Annotated in this window: 13 protein-coding genes; 4 read left to right on the top strand and 9 right to left on the bottom strand. The window is 61.7% G+C overall.

What is annotated here, in order from left to right; genetic code table 11:
• Position 1: 1 nt before the first annotated feature.
• The 4 genes from WA943_RS07040 to WA943_RS07025 all read right to left on the bottom strand — a co-directional run bounded on the left by WA943_RS07040 (position 2) and on the right by WA943_RS07025 (position 3110).
• Positions 2–622: a DJ-1/PfpI family protein gene (locus WA943_RS07040; RefSeq protein ID WP_424469151.1), complete on the bottom strand. Its 621-nt coding sequence runs from the start codon at positions 620–622 to the stop codon at positions 2–4.
• Complete coding sequence (locus tag WA943_RS07035) at positions 612–1652, bottom strand: GlxA family transcriptional regulator (RefSeq protein ID WP_424469150.1); 1041 nt, start codon at positions 1650–1652, stop codon at positions 612–614. The genes WA943_RS07040 and WA943_RS07035 overlap by 11 nt, the downstream gene beginning before the upstream one ends.
• 84 nt (positions 1653–1736) lie before the next feature.
• Entirely contained in the window at positions 1737–2186 is a 450-nt protein-coding gene (locus WA943_RS07030) for a hypothetical protein (RefSeq protein WP_424469149.1), read from the bottom strand.
• A gap of 66 nt (positions 2187–2252) precedes the next feature.
• On the bottom strand, positions 2253–3110 hold the full coding sequence (locus WA943_RS07025) for a MaoC/PaaZ C-terminal domain-containing protein (protein WP_424469148.1): 858 nt from the start codon (positions 3108–3110) through the stop codon (positions 2253–2255).
• 116 nt (positions 3111–3226) lie between these two features.
• Between WA943_RS07025 and WA943_RS07020 the strand changes: the two genes are divergently transcribed.
• Positions 3227–4093 carry a crotonase/enoyl-CoA hydratase family protein gene (locus tag WA943_RS07020; protein ID WP_424469147.1) on the top strand — a complete coding sequence of 289 codons (867 nt, stop codon included), beginning with the start codon at positions 3227–3229 and terminating at the stop codon, positions 4091–4093.
• A 57-nt stretch (positions 4094–4150) separates the two neighbouring features.
• Here the strand turns inward: WA943_RS07020 and WA943_RS07015 are convergent, their stop codons facing one another.
• The 3 genes from WA943_RS07015 to WA943_RS07005 are packed head-to-tail and all read right to left on the bottom strand — an operon-like array spanning position 4151 to position 5492.
• On the bottom strand, positions 4151–4564 hold the full coding sequence (locus WA943_RS07015; RefSeq protein ID WP_424469146.1) for a GFA family protein: 414 nt from the start codon (positions 4562–4564) through the stop codon (positions 4151–4153).
• A 35-nt stretch (positions 4565–4599) separates the two neighbouring features.
• The gene (locus tag WA943_RS07010; protein WP_424469145.1) at positions 4600–5067 is read right to left on the bottom strand and encodes a PaaI family thioesterase; all 468 of its coding nucleotides are present in this window, start codon (positions 5065–5067) and stop codon (positions 4600–4602) included.
• Positions 5064–5492 (bottom strand): PaaI family thioesterase, encoded by a 429-nt coding sequence (locus WA943_RS07005; RefSeq protein WP_424469144.1) that lies wholly within the window; start codon positions 5490–5492, stop codon positions 5064–5066. Before WA943_RS07005 ends, WA943_RS07010 begins: the two co-directional genes overlap by 4 nt.
• Before the next feature lie 297 nt (positions 5493–5789).
• On the opposite strand from WA943_RS07005, the gene WA943_RS07000 reads away from it, so the two are divergent.
• Both WA943_RS07000 and WA943_RS06995 read left to right on the top strand, forming a co-directional pair.
• On the top strand, positions 5790–6992 hold the full coding sequence (locus tag WA943_RS07000; protein WP_424469143.1) for an acetyl-CoA C-acyltransferase: 1203 nt from the start codon (positions 5790–5792) through the stop codon (positions 6990–6992).
• A 189-nt stretch (positions 6993–7181) separates the two neighbouring features.
• Positions 7182–7622: a MaoC/PaaZ C-terminal domain-containing protein gene (locus WA943_RS06995; RefSeq protein WP_424469142.1), complete on the top strand. Its 441-nt coding sequence runs from the start codon at positions 7182–7184 to the stop codon at positions 7620–7622.
• 130 nt (positions 7623–7752) lie between these two features.
• Here WA943_RS06995 and WA943_RS06990 read toward each other — a convergent pair whose 3' ends face one another.
• Both WA943_RS06990 and WA943_RS06985 read right to left on the bottom strand, forming a co-directional pair.
• Positions 7753–8955, bottom strand: coding sequence for an acyl-CoA dehydrogenase family protein (locus WA943_RS06990; RefSeq protein WP_424469141.1), 1203 nt, complete (start codon positions 8953–8955; stop codon positions 7753–7755).
• A 144-nt stretch (positions 8956–9099) separates the two neighbouring features.
• Positions 9100–10308 (bottom strand): acyl-CoA dehydrogenase family protein, encoded by a 1209-nt coding sequence (locus tag WA943_RS06985; protein ID WP_424469140.1) that lies wholly within the window; start codon positions 10306–10308, stop codon positions 9100–9102.
• A 219-nt stretch (positions 10309–10527) separates the two neighbouring features.
• On the opposite strand from WA943_RS06985, the gene WA943_RS06980 reads away from it, so the two are divergent.
• The gene (locus tag WA943_RS06980) at positions 10528–12354 is read left to right on the top strand and encodes a potassium/proton antiporter (RefSeq protein WP_424469139.1); all 1827 of its coding nucleotides are present in this window, start codon (positions 10528–10530) and stop codon (positions 12352–12354) included.
• Positions 12355–12359: the final 5 nt, after the last annotated feature.

The following is a 12359-nucleotide window of genomic DNA, read 5'->3' as shown; positions in this document are numbered from 1 at the left end:
CTCAAACAGCGGCGGCATAGGGCGGGGCGGGATCATATTGCATGCCGAGTTGCGTAAACCGCGCGTGATCTTCGCCATGCATCTGCCCGGTCAGCCATAGCGCCATGTCGATGCCCGCTGAAACGCCGGCAGACGTCACGACATTTCCGTCGCGCACATAGCGTATCTTTTCCAGCACTTCGGCCGCCTCGCCGCGTTCGCGCAGCGTTTGCAAAAAGGCCCAATGCGTCGTGACGCGCTTTCCTCTTGCGGGACCGGCCGCTGTGAGCAGCATCGCGCCGGTGCAGACGCTCGTCACCCATTCGCAAGTCCCGGCGACTTTGGCGATCCAGCCAAGCAGCGCCGTATTCTTCACTTCGCGCCGCGTGCCCATGCCGCCCGGCACCAACAGCACATCGAGCTTCGGCGCATCGGCGATGCTGCAATGGGCTTCCACGCGCATGCCCTTGGCGCATGTAACGGTCTGCCCATTCTCGGAAATCAGCAGCACCTTGTCGGGCCGCGTGTTTTCGGAGCGCGCGAACATCTCGTTCGACATGGTGAAGACTTCATAAGGTCCGACGAAGTCGAGTTCCTCTGCGTCGTCGAAAATGAGAATGCCGATGGTGCGTTCACGGGACATGAGGTCTCTCCTGAAAGGATGTTGCTGCGGCAGGTGTGCGGCGCGCGGTCTGAAAGCGTTCGCGGTAGCGATGCGGCGTTACGCCGAGATGGCGGATGAAGGCGCGGCGCATGCGCTCGGCAACGCCAAAACCCGCATCATAGGCAATGGTCTCGAGCGGCAACGCGCCTTCGGTCAGCCGCCGCCGCGCTTCGTCGAGCCGCGCGCGTTCGACAAAGAGGGCAGGCGTCATGGCGGCGGCTTCTGAAAAACGCCGCGCGAAATTGCGCTCGCTCATGCGTGCTTGTTCGGCAAGGTGCGGCACCGAAAGATCGGCGCGCGGGTTTTCGATGATATAGACGCAGACCCGCGCGATGCGCTCGTCTTCGATGGCCTGCGCGGCAAGCTGGGCAGAGAATTGCGACTGCCCGCCCGGACGCATCAGATACATCACATGATGCCGCGCAATCGTCAGCGCTATTTCACGGCCAAGGTCTTCCTCGACGAGCGCAAGCGCGAGATCCATGCCTGCCGTCACGCCTGCCGATGTCCATAGGTTCCCGGCGCGGACATAGATCGCGTCCTCATCGACCTCGATCAATGGAAAGTCGCGACGGAGTTTTGCTGCGAAAGCCCAATGCGTGGTGGCGCGCTTGCCGTCGAGAAGCCCGGCGGCGGCAAGGAGCAGGGCGCCGGTGCAGATCGATGCGGTACGTCGCGCGCGTCCGGAGGCTTCGCGAATAAATGAAAGAGATGCCGCGTCATGCGCGAGATCGCGGCTACCCATGCCGCCGGAGACGAGAAACGTGTCCACGCCCGCAAGGTCGCTTGATGTGATATCGGCTATGCCTCGGGCGGCAACGAGCGCGAGCCCGCTGGTTGTGCGCACTGGCCCGGCCCTGGGCGCGACGAGTTCGATTGAATAGGCGGGGGTGCCGTCCGGCAGGAGCACCGAGGCGAAGATTTGCAGCGGCCCGGTCACGTCGAGAATCTGCGCCTCGTCGTAACCGAGCATCATCACGCGGCGGGGGCTGTGGCTGGTCCTGTTCATGGCGCCAAGACTAGCGGCGGCCGCGTCTGGCAGAAACGCCAAAGAAGAAGCAAATTCTGCCAGAAACCAGCGATCAGGCGGGGATCAGGCGCCTTTTCGTGCGCGAAGTCCGGCCATAAGCAGCGCAATCGCCGCCGCAACCGCCCCGACAATGCCGACAAGGAAGACCACGAAATTGAACGTGTTCCAGTCGAGTCCAGTCGCGCCCGTGCCGCGTCCGCCCGTCAGCGGCGAAAGCGTCGAGGCGACGACATTGGTCCAGCCTGCAATGACGAGCCCCCAGAAGATGACCTTTTGCAGCCTGTCGTTCATGGCGATCTGGCCCGCCGCCGCCGCTGCCGCGATCAGCAGCATGCCGTTCAGCACACCTTCGAGATGCGCCATATGCCAGCCGCGAATGTCGCCGGGGATGCCCGACGCTATGCCGGAGATCTCCGCCGTCACCATCGAGCCATATGGAAAGCCCGCCGCATATCCCGCGAGCAGCACCAGCGCGCCGTTCGCAATCAACAGTCCTTGCAGTCGCTTGTTCATTGTCTCCCCCACTTCTCTGGCCCAAAGGAGGCGCCGGACATGAAACAGTCCGGCGCCCGTTCCTGATTATGCGCTGAGCGTGCACTTGCCATTGTTGATGACGACAACGTCGCGTTCCTTCACGCGGGCGCGGAACGACGCGATGTTACCGTCCTTCCAGATATCGACGGCAATCGTCTCGCCGGGGAAAACGGGCGAGGAGAAGCGCACGTCAAAGCCCGTAATCTTCGTCGGATCGTAATCGACGACCGGCGATGAGATGATCGCGCGGCAGCACGAGCCGTAAGTGCAGAGCCCGTGCAGGATGGGTCGGGGAAATCCCGCCGCCTTCGCAATATCGGGATCGGAGTGAAGCGGGTTGCGGTCGCCCGACAGGCGATAGAGCAATGCCTGATCAGGCCGCGTATCGACCTCGACCGTGAGATCGGCAGCGCGCTCCGGCATCTTGTGCGGTTCCGGCGCGCCCTCGCGCGGGCCGCCAAAGCCGCCATCGCCGCGTGCGAATGTCGTGCCCTGCATGGTGCAAAGCTTGTCGCCGCTTTTCTTGTCGGTGATCACCGTTTCGGAAACGAGGATCGCACCCTTGTCCTTGCCCTTGTCCCACACGCCGACGACGCGGCTGTCGACGCTGATCGTCGTCGCTATGGGCAGCGGCTTGTGCATGGTCAGCTTCTGCTCGCCATGCACGACCATCAGATAGTTGATGCCGCTGTCGCGCATCCCGCCAGCGCCCCAGGCGATGACGCTCGACATGGTCGGAATGGTCTTGAGATTTTTTTCATACACGAAGGGCAGTTCCTTCGTGTTCATCGGATCGCGGCCAAAGCCGATGCCGAGCGCATAGAGCATCGTCTCGCGGTCGGTATAGGTGAATTCCTGGCCCGTCGATTTCGAAGCCATGAGTTTATCGTAGTCGATGGCCATGAAAGCCTCCCTTTGTCGTCGTTTTTACGTGTTGGCGCATAGCAAAGCCGGAATGTCCGGCCTCTGCAAGCGTGATATGTTTCGTTAAAAGAACCAGCTTCCGGGAGGAATATGAGATGACCGCAGCGTCAACGAAGCGCCTCGATGAGCGCACTTACGAGTGCTTCACCGTCGAGATTGCAAACAAGATCGCGCATATCACCCTGAACCGCCCGGACCAGTTCAACGCGATGAACCGGGCCTTCTGGCGCGAGTTGCCTGAGATCGTCCGCGAGATCGACGACAATGCGCTCGCCCGCGTCATCGTCGTCTCCTCGACCGGCAAGCATTTCACGGCGGGCATGGATCTCTCCGTTTTCACTTCGGGCAAAAGCCAGGAGGGCAAGGAGACGGGCCGCCTGCGCGCGAATCTGATGAAGAACATTCTCCGCCTCCAGAAAACCTTCGGCTGCCTCGATGAAGCGCGCGTGCCTGTGCTGATGGCGGTGCAGGGCGGCTGCATCGGCGGCGGCGTCGATTTCGCCTCCGCCTGCGACATGCGCTATGCGACCAAGGATGCGTTCTTCTGCATTCAGGAAATCAACATCGGCATGACGGCCGACGTCGGCACCTTTCCGCGCTTGCCGCATCTGATGCCGCAGGGCCTCGTGCGCGAATTGTCCTATACGGGCCGCCGCCTCTTTGCCGAGGAAGCGAAATCCTGCGGCTTCGTCAACGCCGTCTTTGATACGCAGGAAGACATGCTGAAAGCGGTGATGGGCATTGCGCGCGAGATCGCGGCCCGCTCGCCGCTCGCCGTTCACGGCTCAAAGGAAATGATCAACTACGCGCGCGACCACTCGATTGCCGATGGTCTTCGCCAGATTGCCATCTGGCAGACTGGCATGTTTCAGCCGCACGACATGATGGAAAGCTTCAAGGCAAAATCGGAAAAGCGCGACCCCGACTTCGACGATCTTCTGCCGCTCGACGACGCGCTCTGAGAAGATTTTCTAAATGTCATCCCGGCACAAGGCCGGGATGACATAAAGAGGGTGGCGTTATCCCGCAGCCTTCGCAAATTGCGGCAAGCCTTCCGGCATATGCGCCCAGGGCTGTGCCGACGAGGTATAGAAGACGAGGCCCGGCTTCAGCCAGCTCGGATCGTCCAGCGTGCCTGCCTTGACGACCCAGATGCCGGGATTGGCTTCCACATCGCTGAACATCGGCGTTCCGCAATTGGCGCAAAACTGCCGAGTCACATGCTTGCCGCTGTCGCCTTGCGATGTGTAGCCCTTGGTCTCGCCCTTGGTGACCTTCAGCGCATCGCGCGGCACAACAACGACCGAGGCGGGCTCGCCGCCCGAGACATATTGGCAGTCGCGGCAATGGCAAAGGGCGAAAGCGACAGGTTCGGAACTCACCTCGTAGCGCACCGCGCCGCAAAGGCATCCGCCTGTGAATGGTGCTGTCATCTGCATCTCCTCCCTCTGATTTCTGTGAGGGAAGCCTAGCGCTCGCCGAGCACTTTCCACAAGCTTGTCGCGGTCATTACGGGCTTTGCGCCGACCGAAAAATTGGCGGAGACGAATATGATCGCCCGCGTCTTGTGCTCCACCCTGGCGCGGCATTCGACCACTTCGCCAAGTTGCACATCGTCCAGATAGCTCGTTTGCATGCTGAGCGTGACGCAAGGCTTGCCGCCCGAGCCGCGCCATGCCGCGCCGCCCATGAACGCATCGGCAAAGGTCATCATCATGCCTTCATGCACCGTGCCGTCCGCGCGCACATGCCGTTCGTCGGCGCGAAACGCGGTGACGCGCGATCCATCCGCCTCGGCCCGTTCGAAAAGCGGCCCCATATGGGCTTCGAAAGGATCGAAAAGCTCGACGGCCTGAAAGCCTTCCGGCGCCGCCACCTCGACCGGTGAGGCGAGCGGAATACGCGGCGGCCGTGTAGCGTCGCGCGCTTCGGTCATGGGCGCTCCGCCGTTTTAACCGCGTAAACGCCGGTTGCCGTCATCAGGATGCGCGCGCCGACGCGCAATTCGCCGGTAATGAAGAGCACGCTGCGCGTCGCCCGCGTGACATGCGCGCGGCCTTCCACGCGCTCGCCCGCCTCGCCCGCGCTGACGAAGTCGCAATTGACCGAAAGCGGCCGCGTGGAGGCGCCATTATTTGCCGCTGCCGCCGCGGAGGCCGCCACCTCGCCCATGACGATCGAGACAAGGCCCATCATCATGCCGCCATGCAAGCGGTCGTCGCCGTTGAGATGCTGCTGGGCAATGTCGAAAAGAAAGAGGTCCGCTCCGGCCTTCTCGCCGCGCAGGACCGGCCCGGCAAAGCCGCCGAAGCCCTTGGTCTGAATGGGGGTGAAGCCTTGCGGGAAGGTCTGATGATCCATGACGCGTACTCTGGGAAACTGGAGGGGGGCAGGGTGCCCCTTGTCTAATGCGCCCGGCCGCGCCGGGAAAGGGTCAAAAGCAGGCTTTGGCGAGGGCGCGGGCCATGCGGGGCGGGCGAGGCCTGTCCATTCCTGATCAATCCCCCTGTCGCAAACGCAGCGGAGGCTTGGAGATTCGCCCTTCCGAAGGCGGCTCCGGGCGGTTAAGGTGCGCCCAACGCGGCCAGTCCGGGCCACAAGAAGCGAGCGTAAAGCTCCCGGATCAGCCAGAAATCGCAAACTCCCTGGAGGACTTCCATGTCGAGAGAAGCAGTTATCGTATCCACGGCCCGTACCGGTCTTGCCAAGGCAGGCCGCGGCGGCTTCAACAACACGCACGGCGCGGCCATGGGCGGCCACGCGATCCAGCACGCCATTGCGCGCGCCAAGATCGAGCCGGGTGAAGTCGAAGACGTCATCATGGGTTGCGGCAATCCCGAAGGTGCGACCGGCATGAACACCGGCCGTCTCGCGGCGATCTGGGCCGGTTGCCCCGTCACGACCTCGGGCACGACGCTGAACCGCTTCTGCTCCTCGGGCCTCAACTCCATCGCCATCGCGGCGGGCCGCATCGTCAATGAAGGCGTGCCGATCATGGTTGGCGCGGGCGTCGAGTCGATCTCGCTCGTCTCCATGGCTGGCACCAACATCAAGAACATCACGGAAGAGAAGCTGCTCTCGACCTATCCGGCGCTCTGGATGCCGATGATCGAGACCGCCGATATTGTCGCCAAGCGCTACAACGTCAGCCGCGAATATCAGGACGAATACTCGCTCCGCAGCCAGAAGCTGATCGCAGCCGCTCAGGCCGCCGGCAAGTTCGCGGATGAAATCGTTCCGATGAAAACCAAGATGAAGACGGTCAACAAGGAAACGAAGGAAGAGTCGATCGTCGACTACACAGTCGATCGCGACGAGTGCAACCGTGCGGACACGACCATCGAAGGCCTCGCCTCGCTGAAGCCCGTGCGCGGCGAAGGCAACTTCGTCACCGCAGGCAACGCCTCGCAGCTTTCCGATGGTGCAGCCGCCGTCGTCATGATGGAACGCAAGGAAGCCGAAAAGCGCGGCAATGAAATCCTCGGCGTGTTCCGTGGTTTCGCTGTCGCCGGTTGCGAGCCTGACGAAATGGGCATCGGCCCGGTCTTCGCCGTGCCGCGTCTTCTTGAGCGTCATGGTCTGAAGGTTCAGGACATCGACCTTTGGGAGCTGAACGAAGCCTTCGCGAGCCAGTGCCTCTACAGCCGCGACCGCCTCGGCATCGACCCCGAGAAGTACAACGTCAATGGCGGCTCCATCGCCATCGGTCACCCCTTCGGCATGACCGGCACGCGTTGCACGGGCCACATTCTGCTCGAAGCCAAGCGCCGCAAGGCCGCCGGCCAGAAGCTGAAATATGGCGTCGTCACCATGTGCATCGGTGGCGGCATGGGCGCAGCGGGTCTCTTTGAATTTGCTTGATCCGAACACTTGAATGCGGAAAGGCCCGCCGGAAACGGCGGGCCTTTTTGTTTGATATGCTCATCTACAAATAAAGACTGTCATCCCGGGCTTGTCCCGGGATCCAGAGCCGCGCGCTCTGAACCAGCCGCCACTGGACCCCGGCACAAGGCCGGGGTGACATTGAGTATAAATGCGGAAAGGAAGCCCATGCGCCACTTCGACGATTTTAAACTCGGCGAGCGCCACGACATCGACGCCGTCTATGAAATGAGCGAAGACGAAATCACCTCCTTCGCCAAAAAATGGGACCCGCAGCCCTTTCACATCGACCGCGCCGCCGCCGCGAAATCCGTTTACGGCACGCTGACAGCTTGCGGCACGCATGTGCAGGCCGTCGTGCTCTGGCTCGCCGCGCGCCTGCCCGAAGAAACCGCTGTCATCGGTGCATTGGGTTATGACGAAGTGCGCTTCCACAAAGCCGCAAAGCTCGGCGACAGGCTGTGCCTCGTCATCGAATGCATCGAGACGAAACCCTCATCGTCAAAGCCCGATCGCGGCGTGGTGAAGAACCGCCATATTCTGATGAACCAGAACGACGAAACGGTCTTCACACAGACGACGACATTGCTGATTGCAAGGAAGCCCTGACCGTCACGCCAACCTTTGCTGTCACCCCGGCGAAAGCCGGGGTCCATCTTCTCTTGATGTGCGAAGCAAAGATGGATGCCGGATCAAGTCCGGCATGACGAAACGGGGTAACTTGCCCTCGGAACCGCCCTTAAAGCCCCAGCACCAGCTTCGCCATGATCCCGCGCTGAATCTCGTTCGAGCCGCCGTAAATCGTGGAGGCGCGATTGTTGAGATAGCGCGGCATTGACGTCAGCCCGTAGCGCGGGCCGACCGGTTCCACATTGGAGCCGGGCATGCGCGCCGCGTGCTGATCGACATCGGCGTAATAGGCAATGGCCTCGACCGCCAGCTCATCGATCTTCTGCGTCATCTCCGAGCCGCAGGTCTTCAGCATGGAGGATGCAGGTCCCGGATTCTTGCCGCCCGACAGTGCCGACATCACGCAATGCTCGGTGATCTCCATGGCCTGTACCGAAATCTCGGCTTCCGAAACCTTCGCGCGGAAGGCCGGGTCGTCGATCAGGCGCGCGCCATGATCCGAGCGTTCTGCCGCAGCGATCATCTTGATCTTCTCGATGCCGACCGCAAGCCCTGCCGCATAGGCGCCGCCGCGCTCGAATTCGAGCAGATACTTCGCCACCGTCCAGCCTTCATTCTCAGGCCCGACGCGGTTTGCTTTCGGCACACGCACATCGTCGAAGAACACCTGGTTCACTTCATGCTCGCCCGCCAGCGTGATGATCGGCTCGACCTTGAGGCCGGGCGTGTCCATTTCCAGCAGAATGAAGGTGATGCCTTCCTGCGGCTTGCCGTCCGATTTCGTGCGCACGAGGCAGAACATGCGATTGGCGAAATGCGCATGCGTCGTCCAGATTTTCGATCCGTTGAGCACATAGTCGTCGCCATCGCTGACGGCGCGCAATTGGAGGCTCGCAAGATCAGACCCCGAACCCGGCTCCGAATAGCCCTGGCACCAGTAATCCTCGCCCGCGAGAATGCGCGGCAGGTAAAATGCCTTCTGTTCCGGCGTGCCGTATTTCATCAGCACGGGCGCGCACATGCGAAGGCCCATGGGCGAGAGATGCGGCGTGCCTGCCCTCGCGCATTCCGACGCCCAGATATATTTCTGCATCTCGTTCCAGCCGGTGCCGCCATATTCGACCGGCCAGGCGGGGGCGACCCAGCCTTTCTTATGCAGGATTTTCTGCCACTTCAGGTTCCACTCCTTGTCGGTGAAAACGCTGGTGGTCAGGCTGCCCGCTTCCTTGAGTTCGGGCGTGAGTTTCTCGTCGAGAAAGGCCCGCACTTCGTCACGGAACGTCGCTTCTTCGCGCGTGAGATTGAGATCCATTGTGTCTTCCGCAATTTTTCTTTGTCGACGCTGCGTCAAGGCCGTGCGGCCCCGCGAGAAGCTTTATCTGTCAGCTTTTCAGGCAGTCTGTCGAGGCCCTCATGCCACGGAAGATCGGGCGAGGCAGCCCGGACGGGCCGGGGCTTAAAGCCCCAGCACCGCCTTCGCCATGATGCCGCGCTGAACCTCGTTCGATCCGCCATAGATCGATGAGGCGCGCGTATTCAGATATTTCGGCATGACCATCAGCGCATGGTCGGGGCCAACCGGCGGCACGTTCGAGCCCCAGTTGCGCGCTTCCAGCACATGCGGCTCGGCATAATAGCCGATCGCTTCCATCGCCAGCTCTGTAATGCGCTGGCTCGTATCGGCACCGCGCAGCTTGATGATCGAGGCCGCCGCACCGGGGTTTTGCCCGTTGGAAAGCTGCGACATGATGCGGTGCTCGGTGAACTCGACAGCCGTCACCTCCACATCGGTCTCGTCGATCTTGCGGCGGAAAGCTGGATCGTCGATGAGCTTCGTGCCGTCATCGCTATGTTCGGTGCCGGCAATCACCTTGAGCTTGTTCAGCGAGTTGCGGAGGTTCGCGCCATGCGCCGCGCCGCCGCGCTCAAACTCGAGGAGATATTTGGCAACCGTCCAGCCATTGTTTTCCGCGCCGACGCGATTGGCCTTGGGCACGCGCACATCGTCGAAGAACACCTGGTTCACTTCATGGTCGCCCGCCAGCGTGATGATCGGCTCGACCTTGATGCCCGGCGCGTCGAACTCGTCGATCAGAATGAAGGAAATGCCTTCCTGCTTCTTGGCGTTGGGATCGGTGCGCACGAGACAGAACATCTTGTTGGCGATATGCGCGCCGGTCGTCCAGAGCTTCGTGCCATTAATGATGTAGTCGTCGCCGTCGGAGACGGCCTTGCATTGAAGCGAGGCGAGGTCGGAACCCGAACCCGGCTCCGAATAGCCCTGGCACCACCAGTCTTCGCCCGACAGGATGCGCGGCAGGTAATGCGCCTTCTGGTCAGGACGGCCATGGCCCATCAGCGTCGGTCCGACCATGCTGAGACCCATGTTGGAGCCGATCGGCGCGCCGGCAGCGGCACATTCTGACGCATAGATGAAGCGCTGTATGACGTTCCAGCCCGTACCGCCATATTCCTTCGGCCAGGAGGGTGCCGACCAGCCGCGCTTGTAAAGCCGCTTCAGCCATTCGACCCGCAGGTCGTGATCGGCGAGAATGCCGGGCGTCAGGCGCGCATGCGCCTTGAGGTCGTCGGTGAGGTTCTCGTTCAGGAACGCTCGCACTTCATCGCGAAAGGCCACATCTTCGGGCCGCATAGCCAAATCCATCACGTCCTCCCATTTTGTGCCGCCGGGCTTCTTGTTTTTTCGTCGTCCGGGCGGGGCAGCTATTGAATCTGGAACAAGACCCAGAAAATCTGCAACATTCCGGATCATGCTCTACAGTACAACCTCGGGCTGAACCCGGTCCATCCTGTTTGCCGACCTGCCCTGTTCATGGGTGAACGGTCGGCCTAACCATCTTGTATCCCAAGCCGCCTGGCCCTCATGGAATCTGCCAACCACATCATTCTGATCGCGGCGGCCCTGATAACTTTTGCGATTTTTGCCAGTGTCCTTTCGTCCCGCATCGGGGCGCCGGTTCTGCTCGTGTTTCTCGGTCTGGGCATGCTGGCGGGCGAAGATGGCCTTGGCGGCATTCACTTCAGCAACTTCAAGGTCGCCTATCTCGCAGGCTCGGTCGCGCTGGCGCTGATCCTTTTCGACGGCGGTTCGCGCACGCGTCGCGAAGCCTTCATACAGGCTGGCGCGCCGGCACTTTTGCTTGCGACGGCAGGCGTCATCATCACGGCGCTTATTACCGGCCTCGCCGCGCGCTATTTTCTGAAGCTCGAATGGGTCGAGGCGATGCTGCTCGGCACCATTGTCGGCTCGACCGATGCCGCCGCCGTCTTTTCGCTGCTGCATCTGAAGGGTTTGCGGCTCAAGCAGCGTGTCGCCGCGACGCTGGAAGTCGAATCCGGCATCAACGATCCGATGGCGATCTTCCTGACCCTCATTCTGGTTCAGGTGGCGACAAGCGGCGCGACGGCTCAGGGCTTTATGGATAATCCGCTGTTGCTCGCCGGCGATTTCGCCTGGCAACTTGTCGGCGGCGTTCTGTTCGGCCTTATCGGCGGCCAGATCGTGCTGCGCGCCGTCAATCGGGTGCAACTTTCCGCGGGGCTTTATCCCATTCTGGCCTGCGCGCTCGCCATCGTCGTTTTCGCGGCCACTCAGGCTGTCGGCGCGAGCGGCTTTCTGGCGATTTATCTCGTCGGCTATCGGCTGGGCAATAATCCCCATCGAGCCACGGCGGAGATCGCGCGTTTTTCAGACGGCATGGCCTGGCTTTCCCAGATTTGCCTGTTTCTGATGATGGGGCTTCTCGTCACGCCCGCGCGGCTTCTGCCGGTGCTGCTGCCCGCCCTCGCCATCTCGGCCGTTTTGATGCTGATTGCCCGGCCCGTCGCGGTTTTTCTCTGCCTCACGCCATTCAAATTTGCGCGCAAGGAACTCGGCTTCATTTCCTGGGTCGGGCTGCGCGGCGCCGTGCCGATTTTTCTTGCCATGATCCCGGTCATGTCCGGCCTTCACAATGCCCATGTGATTTTCGCCGTCGCCTATGTCGTGGTGCTGATCTCGCTGATCGCGCAAGGATGGACGGTGCCGCGCATTGCGCGACTTGCCGGGCTGGAGCTTCCCTCGCGGCCAAGCCCGCGGGCTCGCGCCGAACTCAATCTGCCTGCAGGCGTCGGTCGTTCCGTCGTCGCCTATACGGTCGATCCGATGAGCCTACTGGCGTTGCGTCGCTTGCGCCGTCTGCCGCTTCCGGCGGCTACGCAAATCCTTTCCGTCATGCGCGACGGGCATATGCGCGAAACACAGCCTGCCGACGGCCTCAAGCCCGGCGATGTCGTCATGCTTGTAAGCGATGTTGACGATCTGCCGACGCTCGACCGGCTTTTTGCCGCGCGCAAACCTCGCACCAAGGCGAAGGGCGTCGGCGTTTTCGATTTCACGCTCGGTCCCGATGCCAATGCGGGCGAGGTGGCCGATATTTATGGATTTCTCGTGACGCCGCATGAACGCGATCTGACGCTGTCGAGCCTCATGCATGCACGCCTCGGACGCGAGATCGCGGCGGGCGCCCGCATTCGCGCAGGCACTGTCGAGCTTGTTGCGCTTGCGACAGATGATGGAAACTCGCCGAAGAAAATCGGTCTTGATCTCGATCCGCCACCGCCCCAAAGCACCGTCAAGCTGATCCGTTTGCGGATTGCCGATATCTTGCGCTCGATCCGCGAACTCTATCTCGCCGCGCCGGGGAATTAGCGATA

Source organism: Parvibaculum sp., assembly GCF_049651025.1.
Classification (GTDB): Bacteria; Pseudomonadota; Alphaproteobacteria; order Parvibaculales; family Parvibaculaceae; genus Parvibaculum.
Note: the sequence above shows the minus strand (reverse complement) of the source record. Positions and strands in the feature narration are given on the sequence as shown.

Bases quoted from the DNA above. Each gene is read 5' to 3' on its own strand.
- WA943_RS06980 (WP_424469139.1), top strand. From the start codon at position 10,528: ATGGAATCTGCCAACCACATCATTCTGATCGCGGCGGCCCTGATAACT.
- WA943_RS07005 (WP_424469144.1), bottom strand. From the start codon at position 5,492: ATGGATCATCAGACCTTCCCGCAAGGCTTCACCCCCATTCAGACCAAG.
- WA943_RS07020 (WP_424469147.1), top strand. From the start codon at position 3,227: ATGACCGCAGCGTCAACGAAGCGCCTCGATGAGCGCACTTACGAGTGC.
- WA943_RS06985 (WP_424469140.1), bottom strand. From the start codon at position 10,308: ATGGATTTGGCTATGCGGCCCGAAGATGTGGCCTTTCGCGATGAAGTG.
- WA943_RS07010 (WP_424469145.1), bottom strand. From the start codon at position 5,067: ATGACCGAAGCGCGCGACGCTACACGGCCGCCGCGTATTCCGCTCGCC.
- WA943_RS07035 (WP_424469150.1), bottom strand. From the start codon at position 1,652: ATGAACAGGACCAGCCACAGCCCCCGCCGCGTGATGATGCTCGGTTAC.
- WA943_RS07000 (WP_424469143.1), top strand. From the start codon at position 5,790: ATGTCGAGAGAAGCAGTTATCGTATCCACGGCCCGTACCGGTCTTGCC.
- WA943_RS07040 (WP_424469151.1), bottom strand. From the start codon at position 622: ATGTCCCGTGAACGCACCATCGGCATTCTCATTTTCGACGACGCAGAG.
- WA943_RS06990 (WP_424469141.1), bottom strand. From the start codon at position 8,955: ATGGATCTCAATCTCACGCGCGAAGAAGCGACGTTCCGTGACGAAGTG.
- WA943_RS07015 (WP_424469146.1), bottom strand. From the start codon at position 4,564: ATGACAGCACCATTCACAGGCGGATGCCTTTGCGGCGCGGTGCGCTAC.
- WA943_RS07025 (WP_424469148.1), bottom strand. From the start codon at position 3,110: ATGGCCATCGACTACGATAAACTCATGGCTTCGAAATCGACGGGCCAG.
- WA943_RS07030 (WP_424469149.1), bottom strand. From the start codon at position 2,186: ATGAACAAGCGACTGCAAGGACTGTTGATTGCGAACGGCGCGCTGGTG.
- WA943_RS06995 (WP_424469142.1), top strand. From the start codon at position 7,182: ATGCGCCACTTCGACGATTTTAAACTCGGCGAGCGCCACGACATCGAC.